This window comes from Solibacillus sp. GQ1 (genome assembly GCF_059758555.1).
In genome coordinates, this window is record NZ_JCAXEX010000007.1 from 1 (window position 1) to 14,006 (window position 14,006).

Below are 14,006 nucleotides of genomic sequence, written 5' to 3' on the forward strand. Positions count from 1 at the left end.
TCTTTAGCGCCGATGGTAGTTGGGGGCTTCCCCCTGTGAGAGTAGGACGTCGCTTCGCACATGCAAAACCCACTGAGAAATCAGTGGGTTTTTTGTTTTCCTTTTATAGAATTTTTATTAGTAAAGCTTTTGTAAGATTCCCCATTCTATTATTAAAACTCCAGAACGGCCCGTAAGTTATTGATATAGGACTGACTTACTGGTAACTCTACGCCATCCTTCAGTTGAACAATAAAATTAGAAGTCAGATCCCTCGAGATTTTCTTTATAAAGCAAATATTTATAATATAAGAACGATGAATGCGAAGAAAGTTATTTGGTAATCGAGTCTGCAGCTCTTTAAGTGTAATGGCTGTTTTGTATTGTTCTCCTTTGGAGTAAAACCATGTCCGTTTTTGCAGACTTTCAATATGAGAAATTTCATCAATCGAAATCGGTACCCAATCTTCCATTTGTTTCCCTGTTAAAAACTGATACATATCTGAACTCTTAACTTTAAATAATGGGGGCAGGACGACAACTAAGGCACCTTGTTCACCGTTCACCAAAATTGGATAACCAATCGCATAATAAGGTATTTCAAAAAGTGTATTCTCCATAACAGCATCAACTTTTTGATTTGTTTGAAGTACTTTGTAAGCGATGCTGTCTTTCGGTACAGCAGAACCTACTTTCAATGAAAAATGATGATGACCTGTACTGAAATAAATAAAGCTATTGTTTACTGCTATTGCAATCGATGCATCTTGAGGAATCCAATCTTCTAAAATAGTTTTATACTGATTTAATATGCTCTTTTCGACTTCAATATTTTGTAATGACAATGCAAATCCACTCCTTCTGTATTATTGCCTAATTGACAATTCATCCTCCAAATATACCCATTCATCCTAAATTAAAGTTAATTTATCAGAAAATAATGAAAAGTTAAACATTCTGTTATACATTATATTACAGCAAGATGTTCTGTTATGGAACAGTCAATTACAAATTTTTCTAACAGAATATCCATACACAATGGGGAAGGTGGAAATTTATTATGTCAACTCGTCAAGAAAGAATCGAAGCTTTACAAAAGGAATGGGCGGAAAACCCGCGTTGGAAAGGAATTGAGCGTGGCTATACAGCAGAAGAGGTTGTAAAGTTACAAGGTTCATTCATCCAGGAGCAAACATTAGCAAAACGAGGATCTGCTCGTTTATGGAAGTCATTACATGATGCACCTTTCATTAATGCTTTAGGTGCTTTAACGGGGAATCAGGCAGTACAGCAAGTAAAGGCAGGTTTACAGGCAATCTACTTATCGGGGTGGCAAGTAGCGGCTGATGCAAACCTTTCTGGTCAAATGTATCCTGACCAGTCTTTATATCCGGCAAACTCTGTACCAGCAGTAGTAAAACGTATTAACCAGGCGCTTCAGCGTGCTGACCAAATCGACCATGCAGAAGGCCGTGATGATGGCTTCGACTGGTTTGCGCCGATTGTAGCTGATGCGGAGGCAGGCTTCGGTGGTCCATTAAACGTATTCGAATTAGTTAAAGGGATGATTGAAGCAGGTGCTGCTGGTGTGCATTTAGAAGACCAGTTGGCTTCTGAGAAAAAATGCGGTCACTTAGGCGGGAAAGTATTATTACCAACGCAAAACGCTGTACGTAACTTAATTGCTGCACGTTTAGCTGCTGATGTTGCTGGCGTTGATACAATTTTAATCGCACGTACAGATGCAGATGCTGCTGATATGGTAACGTCAGATATTGACCCACGTGATGCAGAGTTCTTAACGGGTGAACGTACTCCAGAAGGATTCTACCGTACTAAACCAGGTATTAAGCAAGCGATTGCACGCGGTTTAGCTTATGCACCATATGCAGACTTAATCTGGTGTGAGACTTCTCACCCGTCATTGGAAGAAGCTCGTGAGTTTGCTGCTGCAATCCATGCTGAGTTCCCAGGAAAAATGTTAGCGTATAACTGCTCGCCTTCATTCAACTGGAAAGCTAAGTTATCAGATGAAGAGATTGCAGAGTACCAACGTGAGTTAGGTAAACTTGGATACAAGTTCCAATTCATTACACTTGCAGGTTTCCACAGCTTAAACTACTCAATGTTCGAGCTTGCACATGACTACAAAGACAATGGTATGGCTGCTTACTCTAAACTACAACAGGCAGAGTTTGCTGCTGAAAGTAAAGGTTACACTGCTACTCGTCACCAGCGTGAAGTAGGTACTGGTTACTTTGATGAAGTATCACAAACAATTTCAGGTGGTACATCTTCGACAACTGCTATGTCCGGCTCTACTGAAACAGAGCAATTTGTATAAGGTTGAAGTTTACTAGGCAGTGTTATGAATAGATTCATAAACGGGGAACTGCTTACTTCGGATTAACGTATTCCTTTTCTTCTATCTTACCGATTCAAGTGACATTGGGGAATGTGCACTTAGTAAATAGACGTTATGCCGAAGCGACTATTGAATGAAACATAGGATGCGGAAGAGGAATAATTTCTTGAACTTGAACAGCTTGACTACTATGAACAATGCTAAATCGAATTGGAACGCGGTTTAGTATGGGATGCCTCCCAACATATAAAGAAAACTAAGGGGTTTTTATAAAGATGAATGTCTTTTTAGCTTGGATGGGGCTAAAAAGGCATTTTCTATTTTGTAGAAATAAAGGAGTTCTAATAAAGTGTAGAGAATATTATATAGATAGAATATTTTTACTATTAAGAAAAGGGAGTAATATAAATGAAAAATAAAGAATTGTTATTAGTACCAGGACCGACACCGGTAATGGATGAGATTTATGACGCCTTGGCAAGTGAAACGAGAGGCCATACCGATCCTAGGTTTGTGGAGACATTTAAAAATGCGCTGGCTAATACGAAAAAGCTGTTTAATACAGATGGAGAAGTATATGTTGTAGCAGGTTCAGGAACATTGGCAATGGAAATGGCAATAGTAAATACTATTGCAAAAGGTGAACGTCTGCTTGTTATTAGTCACGGTTACTTCGGTGACCGTTTTACACCACTTGCAAAGGCGTTTGGAATTGAAGTCGATGTACTGCAGTCAACATGGGGTGAGCGTGTAGACCCAACGCTTGTTGAGGAAGCAGTGAAGGCTAACAATTATAAGGCAGTAACAATTACACATGCCGATACATCTACTGGAGTCGTATCGGATTTAGAGACACTTGTACCGATTATTAAAGCATCTGGTGCACTTGTCATTGTCGATGGTGTTGTCGCAACAGCGGCATTGCAAGAGGACATGAGTAAAGCTTACGGTGAAGAAGACTATAAAATTGATATTGTGTTAACAGGATCACAAAAGGCAATTGGTATTCCACCAGGGCTGGCGATTGTAGCTTTCAGTCAGCAGGCATTGGCTGCCCGAGAACAAATCGGGACAGTGCCGGCCTATTATGCGGATATACATAATTGGCGCAATATTATGGATAACCCGGCAATGTACTTTGCGACGCCTCCGGTTAACTTAATTTACGCATATGATGTTGCACTGAATATTGTATTAGAAGAAGGTATGGAGAAACGTGAAGCGCGTCATATCGCATTTGGTAAAGCGATTCGTGCGGCACTGCGTTCTTACGGGATGACACCACTGGCTAATGAAGAAGTAGCTGCGCCGACATTAAGCTGTATTATATATCCTGAAGGTATTGAAGATAGCAAGTTCCGAGCAAGTCTAGCGAACCGCGGCATTATCGTAGCGGGTTCTTTAGCCCACTTAGCAGGAAAAGCATTCCGTATTGGACATATGGGGAATACAACAGCGGAAATGCTGGAGCAGGCTATTGTTGTGATTGGTGAAGCATTGCAAGAGCAACAGCTGCAAGTTGATATTGAAAAGGCAAAAAGCGTATTTAACCAAGAAATAGAAGCAGCAACGGTACAAAGCTAAAAATTATCTGGCAATGACCGGGGAAATATTTACGAAAAGGGGACGGTGCAATATTTGAGCGTCCCCTTTTATATATAGAAAATATATTCCCGCTGTATTAAATGCGGATGAATAATGTTCAAATAAATAATTTATCGTAAATACTCTATGAAGGAGCATGCAAAATGGAGCAAGTCATTGTTATGATTCCAGCGCTAAACCCTTTACCGGCCCTTCTGCAATTTGTCAGGAAACTGCGTGCATTGCAGATTGCCAATATTATTGTCATTAACGATGGCAGTGAGGAAAAATATAACGGTCTGTTTGAACAATTACAGCAAGAAGGTTGCGAAATATTAACACATGACAAAAACCTGGGGAAAGGTCGCGCACTTAAAACAGGGATGGAGTATATTTTAAAGTCTCGATTGCAGGCAAAGGGAATTATTACAGTAGGAGCACATGGTCAGCACTCGGTATTGGATGTGGAACAAGTGTTATCGAGTACGAAAATCTTTTCGGACGGGATTATACTAGGCATTCGTGATTTCAAAGACTCAGACTACCCGTTCATTAGTAAACTGCAAAATCTTGCCTACTCGATGATGTTTGAACTGCTTATCCGGAAACGTTTGCTCGACATCCAAACAGGATTACGTTACATTCCAAGAGGACATCTGCCATGGCTTTGTAAAGTGAAAGGGGAGTCTTACCACTATGACACGAACATGCTGATTGAGGCGATAAGACGAAAGGTTCCTGTCTACGAAGTGCCGATCGGTCATGCAAAGCTCCGGAAAAATTCAATTATTTACTATGACGAAGTGTTGAACCCGACAAAAATATTTCAGCAACTTTGGTTAAATTTCCTACATAAGAGGCAAAATACGAAATGAATCTTTTCTTATTGCGAAAACGTATAGGATTACAAGTCGCATATTTGAGGAACAATAAAGTAATAGCAAGGAAAGGAGCATACGTATGAGCGAACAATATAACTTTGAAAAAATGATTGAAGGCCAAGACCAACATTACTCAGATAAAAAGTTTCTGCATAAAATAAAAAAATTCGGTGGTGGGTTAGGCTATAAAGCGATGCAGGCAGCTGCCACACTTTACGTCGCCCTCCGTAGTCCGGACATGCCTAAATCGAGTAAACTCATTGTTTTAGGAGCGCTAGGGTACTTCATTTTACCATTAGATTTAGTTGTCGATTTTCTTCCATTAGTCGGGTTAACAGATGATGCGTTTATCATTTTAACGGCGCTGGGGAAAGTTTATTTATCGATTACAGATGAGATGAAGGATGAGGCAAAAGGTTTAATCGAGTCTAAGCTGGGAAGTCAGGAAGACGTAGTACAATAAAAAATAGACCCCCCTTTAGGCAATTGATGCTAAAGGGGATTTTTATATGTTCACTTTACAGAATGGGCCCCGTTTAATTCACGTAAGCCACGATTAAAAATAGCTTCAATCGGCTTTTCTTCACATAACTTTAACGTTATATTCGGGTGTGTTGTTTGAAGCTGTGTAGTTATTATTTCAACCAGACCGGGATTGTTTTTTAAAATCCCTCCATTTAAAAACAGTGTATGGTCATTATTTGCATAACCCGCATTTTTTAATGTCGTTGCTGCCAATAAAACGAGTTCATCCGCTGCCTTTTGCATGATTTTCTGTGCAACGGCATCGCCCATTTTAACCGCCTGTTGCAAATAGGACCCGAAGCTGGCTAATCGGGCATTAGTATAATCAGCTGAATAAATGAGATTAAATAATTCATCTGTGCTGTTAACATGATGACCTGCTAAAACAAGCTCTGTTAATACGGTCGGCTTGTTGCGTCCATCAGCAGCGCGGAATATCGCCTTCGCAATATGTTTTCCGATCCAGTAACCGCTTCCTTCATCACCAATCCGGTGTCCCCAGCCGCCACCACGGCTAATCTTGTCATTCATCAGACTATAGCAAATAGCCCCTGTACCTGAAATAAGCAGGCTAATATCGTTCTTCCCGAGTCCTTTTAACGTTGCTTCAACATCATTTTCTATTAGAATTTGACCGAATGTGAAAGGGGAGCGGGCGATACTTCCTACAATAATTTCCTCGATAATCTTTCTGTCCTGATCGGTATCAATGCCGGAAAGCGCAAAGATCGCTACATCAATAAACAGACTCGGTAAATGGGCTGCTGCACTCCTGAGCAGGCCGGTAAACACATGTTGGACATGTTCAATTCCTACTGCCTGGTAATTCGATCCTGTAGAAGTTGCGGTAAATAGTTCACGCCCATCTGTAGAACGAATGCTCATTACTGTTTTTGATGCACCACCATCAACGGCTAATACATAACGATTACTCATGTTCCGTCCACCCCTTTAAAATTTGTTCCAATCGATTTTCGGCTTTTAAAATTGTCTCTGTTTTTTCTCTCAGCCAACTTTCAAGATGGACTGTATCATCTTGTGCCTGTTTTAACGATTTTCGCATTGTTGCAGGCGCAGGCCCTCCCTTTAATGTACGTATATTAACGAAGTACTCCGGCTGGATCGCCTGGTAAAAGGCAATCTCATTAATTTGAAGAGACTTTCCTGTAACTTCTATGCATTTCTCGTTGGCCAAGTTCCATGTCAGGCTTGCGAGCGATTCTTTATTATTTTCCATCAGTTCTCGTACACAAAGGCTGACAATTTTGTGTGACTGGCGGAATGAAATATCCTCGGAGCGTACGAGAGAATCGGCAAGCTCTGTTACGTTGGCAAAGCTGTTTTGCGCACGTTTCAGTAAGTTTTCCTTATTTACATCCATCGTGAGGACCATACCTGCAAAGAGCTTATAAATCCCGACTAACCGGTCGATTGCCCGCCATAAATAAGGTTGCATATCATCTTCCGTATCGACAATATCTCCAAATGGTGTATTGTGGACCATCTGTAGTACTGTTGCCGCATCACCGACAACCGATGAAAGCAGCGAACGTGTATGCTCGATTGAAACAGGGTTGCGTTTTTGAGGCATGATGGAGCTGATCTGCACATAAGGACTGGCAAGCTTAAAAGCATTGAATTCCTGCGTTGCCCATAGTAAAAAGTCCTGCGATGTGCGCCCTAAATTTAGTGCGGCTAGCTGAACGATACTAGCTGCTTCCGCGATATAGTCGGCACCAGCAACGGCATCCCAAGCATTTTCGATTAAGTCATCAAATGCAAGTAATTCCTGCATTCGTTCACGGCTAATCGGGAAGCCTGTAGTTGTCAAAGCCGCCGCGCCCATACTACTGCGGTTAATGGTATTGTATGCTGCCTGCATTCGTTTATAGTCCCTAGTGAGCTGGTCAATGACAGCCTTTAAATAATGGGCAAACGTTGTCGGCTGTGCCTGCTGTGTATGTGTATAGCCAATCATGATCGTCTCTACATGCTCTTCGGCAAAGGCGATTAGCGATTGACGTAAATTCAAAAGTTCCTGCATGAGCGTGAGCATCTTTTTACGTAATGTCATGCGGTAAATGGCGATTCCCATATCGTTTCTACTGCGTCCAATATGTAAATTTCCGGAAATGTCGCCTCCGAGTTCGATTAGCTTGTTTTCAATGCGGAAAAACAAATCTTCAAATTGCGGGTTATAATCCCGGGTTTTATAATATTCCAGATCAATTTTTTGAATAGCTTGACCGATGCGACGTGCATTTTCTGGGGTAACCAATTCCTGTTCTTCAAGCATCTTTAAATGGGCAATATGAATCTGAAGCATCGCATCCAAAAAATGCTTGCGTGCCTCATCATAAGCGGGCTGTAAAACCATTTGACGATAACTATTGGAAGGAAATAAAATTCCTTCTTTTTCATTTATTAGATTGCGGTAATTCTGAAAGAACATGTTGAATGGGCCTCCAATCAAATGATAGAAACTACTACCTGATAATCTCATTCTACAATTATTAGAAAATTTTATCAATTCAAATAAATAAAGTAAACGAACGGTAAATATAAAAAAACAGCCGCCCTAAAATCAGGACAGCTGCTGTTTTTTATCGATAACACGTACTTTTTTTGAAGCAAAATAGGATGGCAATACCATACCAAACAGTACAAGTACGATACCGAAAACTTGGAGAAGCGTTAAATTTTCATTTAATACAATAACAGATACTGTAATTGCTACAGGCAGCTCCATTGCACTCAGAATTGGTACAAGTGCACCACCGACTTTTGGCGCGGCAATCGAAAATAGTAAAATCGGCAAAATAATACCGAAGAGCCCAAGTGCCAGACCAAACTTCCAAAGACCGCCTGTCAATTGGCCGTTCCATACAATTTCAGGCGATAAAAAGATACAAACGATGATCAATGATACAACAGATAAAATAAATGTACGTCCGATCGTCGTTACTCCTTCAACAGGCTGAGCGTTAAATTGCATAAAGGCAGCAAAAGTAAAGGCGGCGAGTAACCCTAGTGCCCATCCTTGCCAAGCAATTTGCGATAAATCTACATCAATTACACCGGCTGCAAAAACCGTACCTATAAATAAAAACACTAACGAAATTAATTCAATACGTGTTGGCAGGCGTCTTTTCAGGAAACAGTCCATGAACAATCCAATCCATGTGAATTGGAACAGCATAACAACTGCCAATGATGCAGGTAAATAATTTAGGGAGTGTCCGTAAACAATACCCGTAATCGCTGTACATATTCCGGCTAAAAGTAAAGTGATGGCACCTTTCTTTGAAAGCTTCGGTAATGTGCGTTGTGTTACAACAAAGAGCACGAGTGCGAGTAAAAATCCAACGAAATATTGGCTCGTCACGGCTTCTGACGATGTATAGCCGTGCTGCATCGCAACTTTTACAATTGTTGATAATACTCCGTAACTACTAGCCGCTATTACGATTAATAGCGGGTAAATCCAGTTTTGTTTCATTTAGTGTTTCTTCCTATTCTATAGCGACTTCACCATATGATGAAATGGCTCATTAATTATTGTCCAGCGTTCAATTGTACGATAGCCTATTTTTTCGTACAAGCGCCGTGCATCATGTTTCTCTAGTTCCACATTTAGAGAAATTTTTTCGAAGCCAAGCTCCTTGCCTTTTTGTTCGGCAAATTGCAAAAGGAGCGTGCCGATACCAAGTCCGCGCGCTTTCTTCGAGACACAAATGGTATCGATGTAATATTCATCCATATGTGCTTCGACGTCCAATGTAGTCTGTATTCCTTTTTTAGCCAGTTGCTGTTCAAGCTGGCGATCGAGCTTGTACCCTAGACGTCCATCATAAAGTACGACAATCCCAACTATTTCATCTTGTTGTTCCGCTACAAATGTATTCAAATAGCTGTGTCGATTTGTCGTTTCTGTGACATACTGTTCTAAAGTAGCTAAAATCTGCGAAACTTCCTCTTCACCAGTCAAATTGTTTGCAATGTCTCCAATTGCGTCATAAATTAAAGGTGCGACAGCTTTCGCGTCATTTCGATTTGCTTGTCTAATGGTAATGGTCATTACAATCAACTCCTTACCGAACAAAGTATAACAGAAAATAAATTCATTCGCGAAGAAAGCATTAGTTTCAGAATAGTATAAAGTTTTATAAATATATCTTTTCTATGGTAAATTAGTAAGAACATACAACGTCGGAGGTTAGACAATTAATGAGCCAAATAGACAAAGAATTCATCTTAGTTTATGGAGATGCATTCGTTGATTATATTGCAAATGATCAGACCAATACTTCATTCACGAAGTATTTAGGTGGCGCAACAATCAATGTTGCAGCAGGGATTAGTCGTATTGGGGCACCGTCAGCACTTATTACAATTACAGGCGATGACGAAACGTCGGAATTTTGCCGTCAAGAGATTACAAAAGAAGGTGTAAATCTTGATTTCGCTGTATTTGATGCGAAGAAGCGTGTAAGTGGTGTATATGTTCATTTAACTGAAAAATGTGAACGAGTATTTAAAGATTATGTCGATGAGACGCCGAATTTACAAGTAACACCAGAGCAGTTACAGGAAGAAGCATTCAAACGTGCTTCGATTTTAAATGTTTGTTCAGGAACGATGTTTGAAGAAACAGCATTAAAAACAACACGTGCCGCAGTGGATATGGCCAAGGATAAAGGAGCAATTATCGCAATCGATGCGAATATCCGTCCGCTTCGTTGGGAATCCGAAGAAATCTGCCGTGAGACGATTACTTCATTCTTTGAAGATGCAGATATTTTAAAGCTTACTGATGAGGAATTATACTTCCTTACAGAAACAACAACAATTGAAGAAGGTCTTCAAAAGTTGGATGAGCTGTTAGTACCGATCGTGCTGATTACAGTTGGAGCTGATGGAGCATATGCTGTATTAAACGGTGAAGTAACACATGTTCCAGTTGAACGAGTTGTTCCGGTAGATACAACAGGTGCAGGCGATGCGTTTATGGCAGGCGTACTCCGTTATGTTCATTTCAATGGTTTACCTACAGTAACAGAAGATTTAATTAGCTGTGTCGCATTCGGCAACAAGCTGGGCGCAATGGCCGCAACTAAAGCAGGTGCGTTAACGGCACTGCCAAGCTTCGAGGAAATTAAGCATTTAATTAAATAAACTTTATATAGAGCAAGCTGTCTCCAAAGTGTTTTTACATTTTGGAGGCAGTTTTTTTATTGTACGCAGGTTTGGGTTGAGGTTATTGGAACAACGGGCGGTATTATTAGAAAACGAGGTGGAATTGCGAGTGACAAGGTCTTCATTTAAACATGAATAGAGGAGAATGAAGGGCGTTTTAATTTTTATTAGAACAATGATCGGTTATATTAGAAATTAGAAAAACGCGATTTTATTAGAAAAAATAAAAATATATTAGAACTTCCCCCCATTTTATTAGAACATCCTGCCTCCACAATACTAGCCACCACTGCCAAACGAAACCATTAGTTGACAAAATCTATATTTCGAAAGAATTAGTCGCTATTAATCAGCCAAAGTTCTTTTATAATAAGAATAAGAGGTGAGGGGGATGACCAACTTTCAATTTGCGGCCATTTTTTCAGAGCACCGCAAGCAATTGCAAGTGACACAAGAGGAAATTGCAAGGCATGTCGGAGTATCAAGGGCAGCTGTTTCAAAGTGGGAAAAGGGGCAAAGCTATCCGGATATCGCATTGTTGCCGAAACTTGCCACATTTTTCAACATTTCAATTGATGCACTGCTCGGTTATGAGCCGCAATTGACGAATGAACGAATTTTAAAAATGTATGCGGAATTAGCACAGCGCTTTTCAAAGGAACCATTTGCTGAAGTGGATACAGCAATTGATCAACTTATTGAAGAATATTATAGTTGCTTCCCGTTTTTACTGAAGATGGCACAGCTTTACGTCAATTACTTTAATCTTGCACAGAATAAAGAAGCCGCTGCGGACAAAATACAGGAACTCTGTAAACGTGTAAAGGAGTTCAGCGGAAATTACCGGCTGAAAAACGAGGCGAATTTACTGGAGGCATATACGTATATTTTAAAAGGGGAACCTCAGCATGTGCTTAAATTATTAGGGGAGGATGCTGTAGTTCAGCTTGGGACTGAGCAGCTGATCGCTACTGCACAAACGATGCTGGGCAATATAGAAAAGGCGAAAGAAATTCACCAGGTCAACATGTACCAGCATTTGCTGTATATGATTACGAATGCGAATGAAGCACTTGGATTGGAAATAGGAAATGTATCTTATTTCGAACAGTCGGTCAGCCGGATTGAAACGATAATAGACACTTTTCATTTAGATAAACTGAATATACACAACACACTGCTGTTTTATATAAAGGCAGCGAGCGGATATGCAACACAAAATAATATAGAAGAAGCAATTCGCTGTATTGAGCGCTATGTAAAAATTTGTACACAAATCAAATTTCCATTTCAAATTACAGGGGATGATTATTTCTACTTGCTGGATGGCTGGATCGCAAAGGAAGTTATGCTGAGCACGCAAACACCGCGTGATGAAGAAACAATCAAAAAATCTATTTATGAAAGTATTGCCGATAATCCGATGTTGGCCAGTGTGCAAAACGATACGCGCTATAAAAGTTTACTCGTCAATTTAAAACATCATTTAAAAATTTAAGGGGGATTTAAAATGGATCTATTATCGAATATTCCTTGGGGACTCATTGCGCCGTTATTAGTATTGCAGTTTGTGCTTGCGGCGGTTGCCATAGTGGATATTGTACGTAGTTATGAGACGCGCGGCCCGAAATGGGTATGGGTCCTCGTATCATTGTTTGTTAATACACTCGGACCGATCGCCTACTTTCTGTTCGGACGGAAAAGCCAATGATCTGTATTGAAGTGAAAGGTCTCACAAAGCAATTTGGTGCGAAAAAAGTAGTGGATGATTTATCGTTCACTTTGCCGATGCATACATCTACAGCGCTGATCGGTCCGAATGGCGCAGGGAAAACGACGGCACTTTCGATGCTTTCTAATATACTGGAGCCGACAAGCGGCAAGATCATTATGCCGGATGTAAAGGATATACGCAGTGCAATCGGCTTTTTACCTCAATATCCCCAGTACTATTCTTGGCTGACTGCACTTGAATATATGGAGATGGTAGCCAACTTAAGCGGTCTTGAGAAGCGTTCATTAAAAAGTGAATGCAAAAAGATGCTGGAATTTGTAGGTTTGCAGGATGCGATGAATAAAAAGACCGAGACGTTTTCAGGAGGAATGAAACAGCGCTTAGGTATTGCCCAGGCAATAGTTCATAAGCCAAAGCTCCTGTTGCTGGATGAACCGGTATCGGCACTAGATCCGGTTGGACGTCGGGAAGTGATGAACTTATTGAAAGAAGTACAGCAGCAAACGACGATTTTGTACTCAACGCATATTTTAAACGATGCTGAGGAAATGACCGATCAGCTGCTGTTTTTACGGGACGGCCAACTTGTCGAGCAAGGATCACTGACAGAGGTGAAGCAAAAGTTTGAGGAACCGCGTTATAAAATAATGTTCACAAATGCGGAAGAAGCACGGCAATTTGCGAGTCAGTCTACATTAGGAGCTGTAGCCAACGGAATAGCAGCATATGTGGAAATTGTAGATGAACGCCCATCGATGCAACAGCTGCTTCAGCAGTTGGCGGCATCACCATATGAAGTTGTAAAAGTTGAGAGGGAAACGGCAAGCCTGGAAGAAATCTTTATGAAGGTGGCGGGGAAGCATGCAGCAATTTAAAGCATTACTTTTAAAAGAATGGCGTGAAAGTGTTCGCAGCTTTAAAATTTTATGGATTCCGCTCGTTTTTGTATTGCTCGGTATTAGTGATCCGCTCATGAATTACTTTATGGAAGATATTTTGCAGGCGGTCGGCAATATGCCCGATGGATTTATGATGACAATGCCTGAACTTCAGCCTGCTGATCTGCTTATGGCATCAACCGGGCAATTTCAATCGATTGGACTGCTTGTATTAATTACTGCCTTTATCGGTTCCGTGAGCCGTGAACGTCAGAATGGTACTGCGACACTTCTTTATGTACGTCCAATGTCTTTTACTGCTTTGTTTTTCAGTAAATGGATTGTTGCAAGCATGATTGCTATTCTCAGCGCATTGGCGGGATATGCGGGGAGTATGTATTATACCGTACTGCTTTACGGGAATGTTGATTTATCAAAATTTTTAGCAATGCTCGGTACGTATTGTGTTTGGCTGATGCTAGTTATGGCGCTTACTGTTGCGATGAGTGCAGCCTTCCAAACATCGGTCGCTGCTGCGATTACAATTATTCTCATCCCAGTCGGTCTGCTTATTGATACATTAATCGGCAGCTTTTGGAGTGTGACACCTTGGAAGCTTGCACAATACGGAACAGGCCTTCTGACAGATAGCGTATTAATGGAAAATTATTGGTATACTTTATTAGTTGTCCTCATCTTAATTTTTGTCATCGTACTGCTTGGCATTAAAATGAGCAAGAACAATATTCGTTATTTAAAAGTATAAATAGTAAGCAGAAATCGTTGTTTTACAATTGATTTCTGCTTTTTTGTATTAACTTTCAAGAAAATTGGTAATATAATGAAGATTAAATGTCTTTTCA

Annotated in this window: 14 protein-coding genes; 9 read left to right on the top strand and 5 right to left on the bottom strand. The window is 40.5% G+C overall.

Features of this window, described 5'->3' with window-relative positions:
* Positions 1 to 152 precede the first annotated feature (152 nt).
* Positions 153 to 824, bottom strand: coding sequence for a LytTR family DNA-binding domain-containing protein (locus tag AC6CH1_RS18010; protein WP_251691334.1), 672 nt, complete (start codon positions 822 to 824; stop codon positions 153 to 155).
* 215 nt (positions 825 to 1,039) lie between these two features.
* On the opposite strand from AC6CH1_RS18010, the gene aceA reads away from it, so the two are divergent.
* From aceA to AC6CH1_RS18030, 4 genes are all read left to right on the top strand, one after another.
* A complete protein-coding gene (gene aceA / locus AC6CH1_RS18015) occupies positions 1,040 to 2,323 on the top strand; it encodes an isocitrate lyase (protein ID WP_251691336.1) in 1,284 nt (427 codons plus the stop codon).
* A 429-nt stretch (positions 2,324 to 2,752) separates the two neighbouring features.
* Positions 2,753 to 3,928, top strand: coding sequence for a pyridoxal-phosphate-dependent aminotransferase family protein (locus tag AC6CH1_RS18020; protein ID WP_498318720.1), 1,176 nt, complete (start codon positions 2,753 to 2,755; stop codon positions 3,926 to 3,928).
* A gap of 164 nt (positions 3,929 to 4,092) precedes the next feature.
* Positions 4,093 to 4,803, top strand: coding sequence for a glycosyltransferase (locus AC6CH1_RS18025; RefSeq protein ID WP_251691340.1), 711 nt, complete (start codon positions 4,093 to 4,095; stop codon positions 4,801 to 4,803).
* An 85-nt stretch (positions 4,804 to 4,888) separates the two neighbouring features.
* Positions 4,889 to 5,272, top strand: coding sequence for a YkvA family protein (locus tag AC6CH1_RS18030; RefSeq protein ID WP_251691342.1), 384 nt, complete (start codon positions 4,889 to 4,891; stop codon positions 5,270 to 5,272).
* Between the two features lie 50 nt (positions 5,273 to 5,322).
* Here the strand turns inward: AC6CH1_RS18030 and AC6CH1_RS18035 are convergent, their stop codons facing one another.
* The 4 genes from AC6CH1_RS18035 to AC6CH1_RS18050 form a co-directional block, all read right to left on the bottom strand.
* Complete coding sequence (locus AC6CH1_RS18035; protein WP_251691344.1) at positions 5,323 to 6,270, bottom strand: N-acetylglucosamine kinase; 948 nt, start codon at positions 6,268 to 6,270, stop codon at positions 5,323 to 5,325.
* The gene (gene argH / locus AC6CH1_RS18040; protein WP_251691346.1) at positions 6,263 to 7,786 is read right to left on the bottom strand and encodes an argininosuccinate lyase; all 1,524 of its coding nucleotides are present in this window, start codon (positions 7,784 to 7,786) and stop codon (positions 6,263 to 6,265) included. The genes AC6CH1_RS18035 and argH overlap by 8 nt, the downstream gene beginning before the upstream one ends.
* A gap of 132 nt (positions 7,787 to 7,918) precedes the next feature.
* The gene (locus AC6CH1_RS18045; RefSeq protein WP_251691348.1) at positions 7,919 to 8,833 is read right to left on the bottom strand and encodes an EamA family transporter; all 915 of its coding nucleotides are present in this window, start codon (positions 8,831 to 8,833) and stop codon (positions 7,919 to 7,921) included.
* A gap of 18 nt (positions 8,834 to 8,851) precedes the next feature.
* Positions 8,852 to 9,412: a GNAT family N-acetyltransferase gene (locus AC6CH1_RS18050; protein ID WP_427714143.1), complete on the bottom strand. Its 561-nt coding sequence runs from the start codon at positions 9,410 to 9,412 to the stop codon at positions 8,852 to 8,854.
* Positions 9,413 to 9,561: 149 nt separating this feature from the next.
* On the opposite strand from AC6CH1_RS18050, the gene AC6CH1_RS18055 reads away from it, so the two are divergent.
* The 5 genes from AC6CH1_RS18055 to AC6CH1_RS18075 all read left to right on the top strand — a co-directional run bounded on the left by AC6CH1_RS18055 (position 9,562) and on the right by AC6CH1_RS18075 (position 13,909).
* The gene (locus tag AC6CH1_RS18055; protein ID WP_251691353.1) at positions 9,562 to 10,509 is read left to right on the top strand and encodes a carbohydrate kinase family protein; all 948 of its coding nucleotides are present in this window, start codon (positions 9,562 to 9,564) and stop codon (positions 10,507 to 10,509) included.
* 412 nt (positions 10,510 to 10,921) lie between these two features.
* Positions 10,922 to 12,028 carry a helix-turn-helix domain-containing protein gene (locus AC6CH1_RS18060; protein ID WP_498318722.1) on the top strand — a complete coding sequence of 369 codons (1,107 nt, stop codon included), beginning with the start codon at positions 10,922 to 10,924 and terminating at the stop codon, positions 12,026 to 12,028.
* 12 nt (positions 12,029 to 12,040) lie between these two features.
* Complete coding sequence (locus AC6CH1_RS18065; protein WP_251691356.1) at positions 12,041 to 12,241, top strand: PLD nuclease N-terminal domain-containing protein; 201 nt, start codon at positions 12,041 to 12,043, stop codon at positions 12,239 to 12,241.
* Positions 12,238 to 13,140, top strand: coding sequence for an ABC transporter ATP-binding protein (locus AC6CH1_RS18070; protein WP_498318723.1), 903 nt, complete (start codon positions 12,238 to 12,240; stop codon positions 13,138 to 13,140). Before AC6CH1_RS18065 ends, AC6CH1_RS18070 begins: the two co-directional genes overlap by 4 nt.
* Complete coding sequence (locus AC6CH1_RS18075) at positions 13,127 to 13,909, top strand: ABC transporter permease (protein WP_251691360.1); 783 nt, start codon at positions 13,127 to 13,129, stop codon at positions 13,907 to 13,909. Before AC6CH1_RS18070 ends, AC6CH1_RS18075 begins: the two co-directional genes overlap by 14 nt.
* Positions 13,910 to 14,006: the final 97 nt, after the last annotated feature.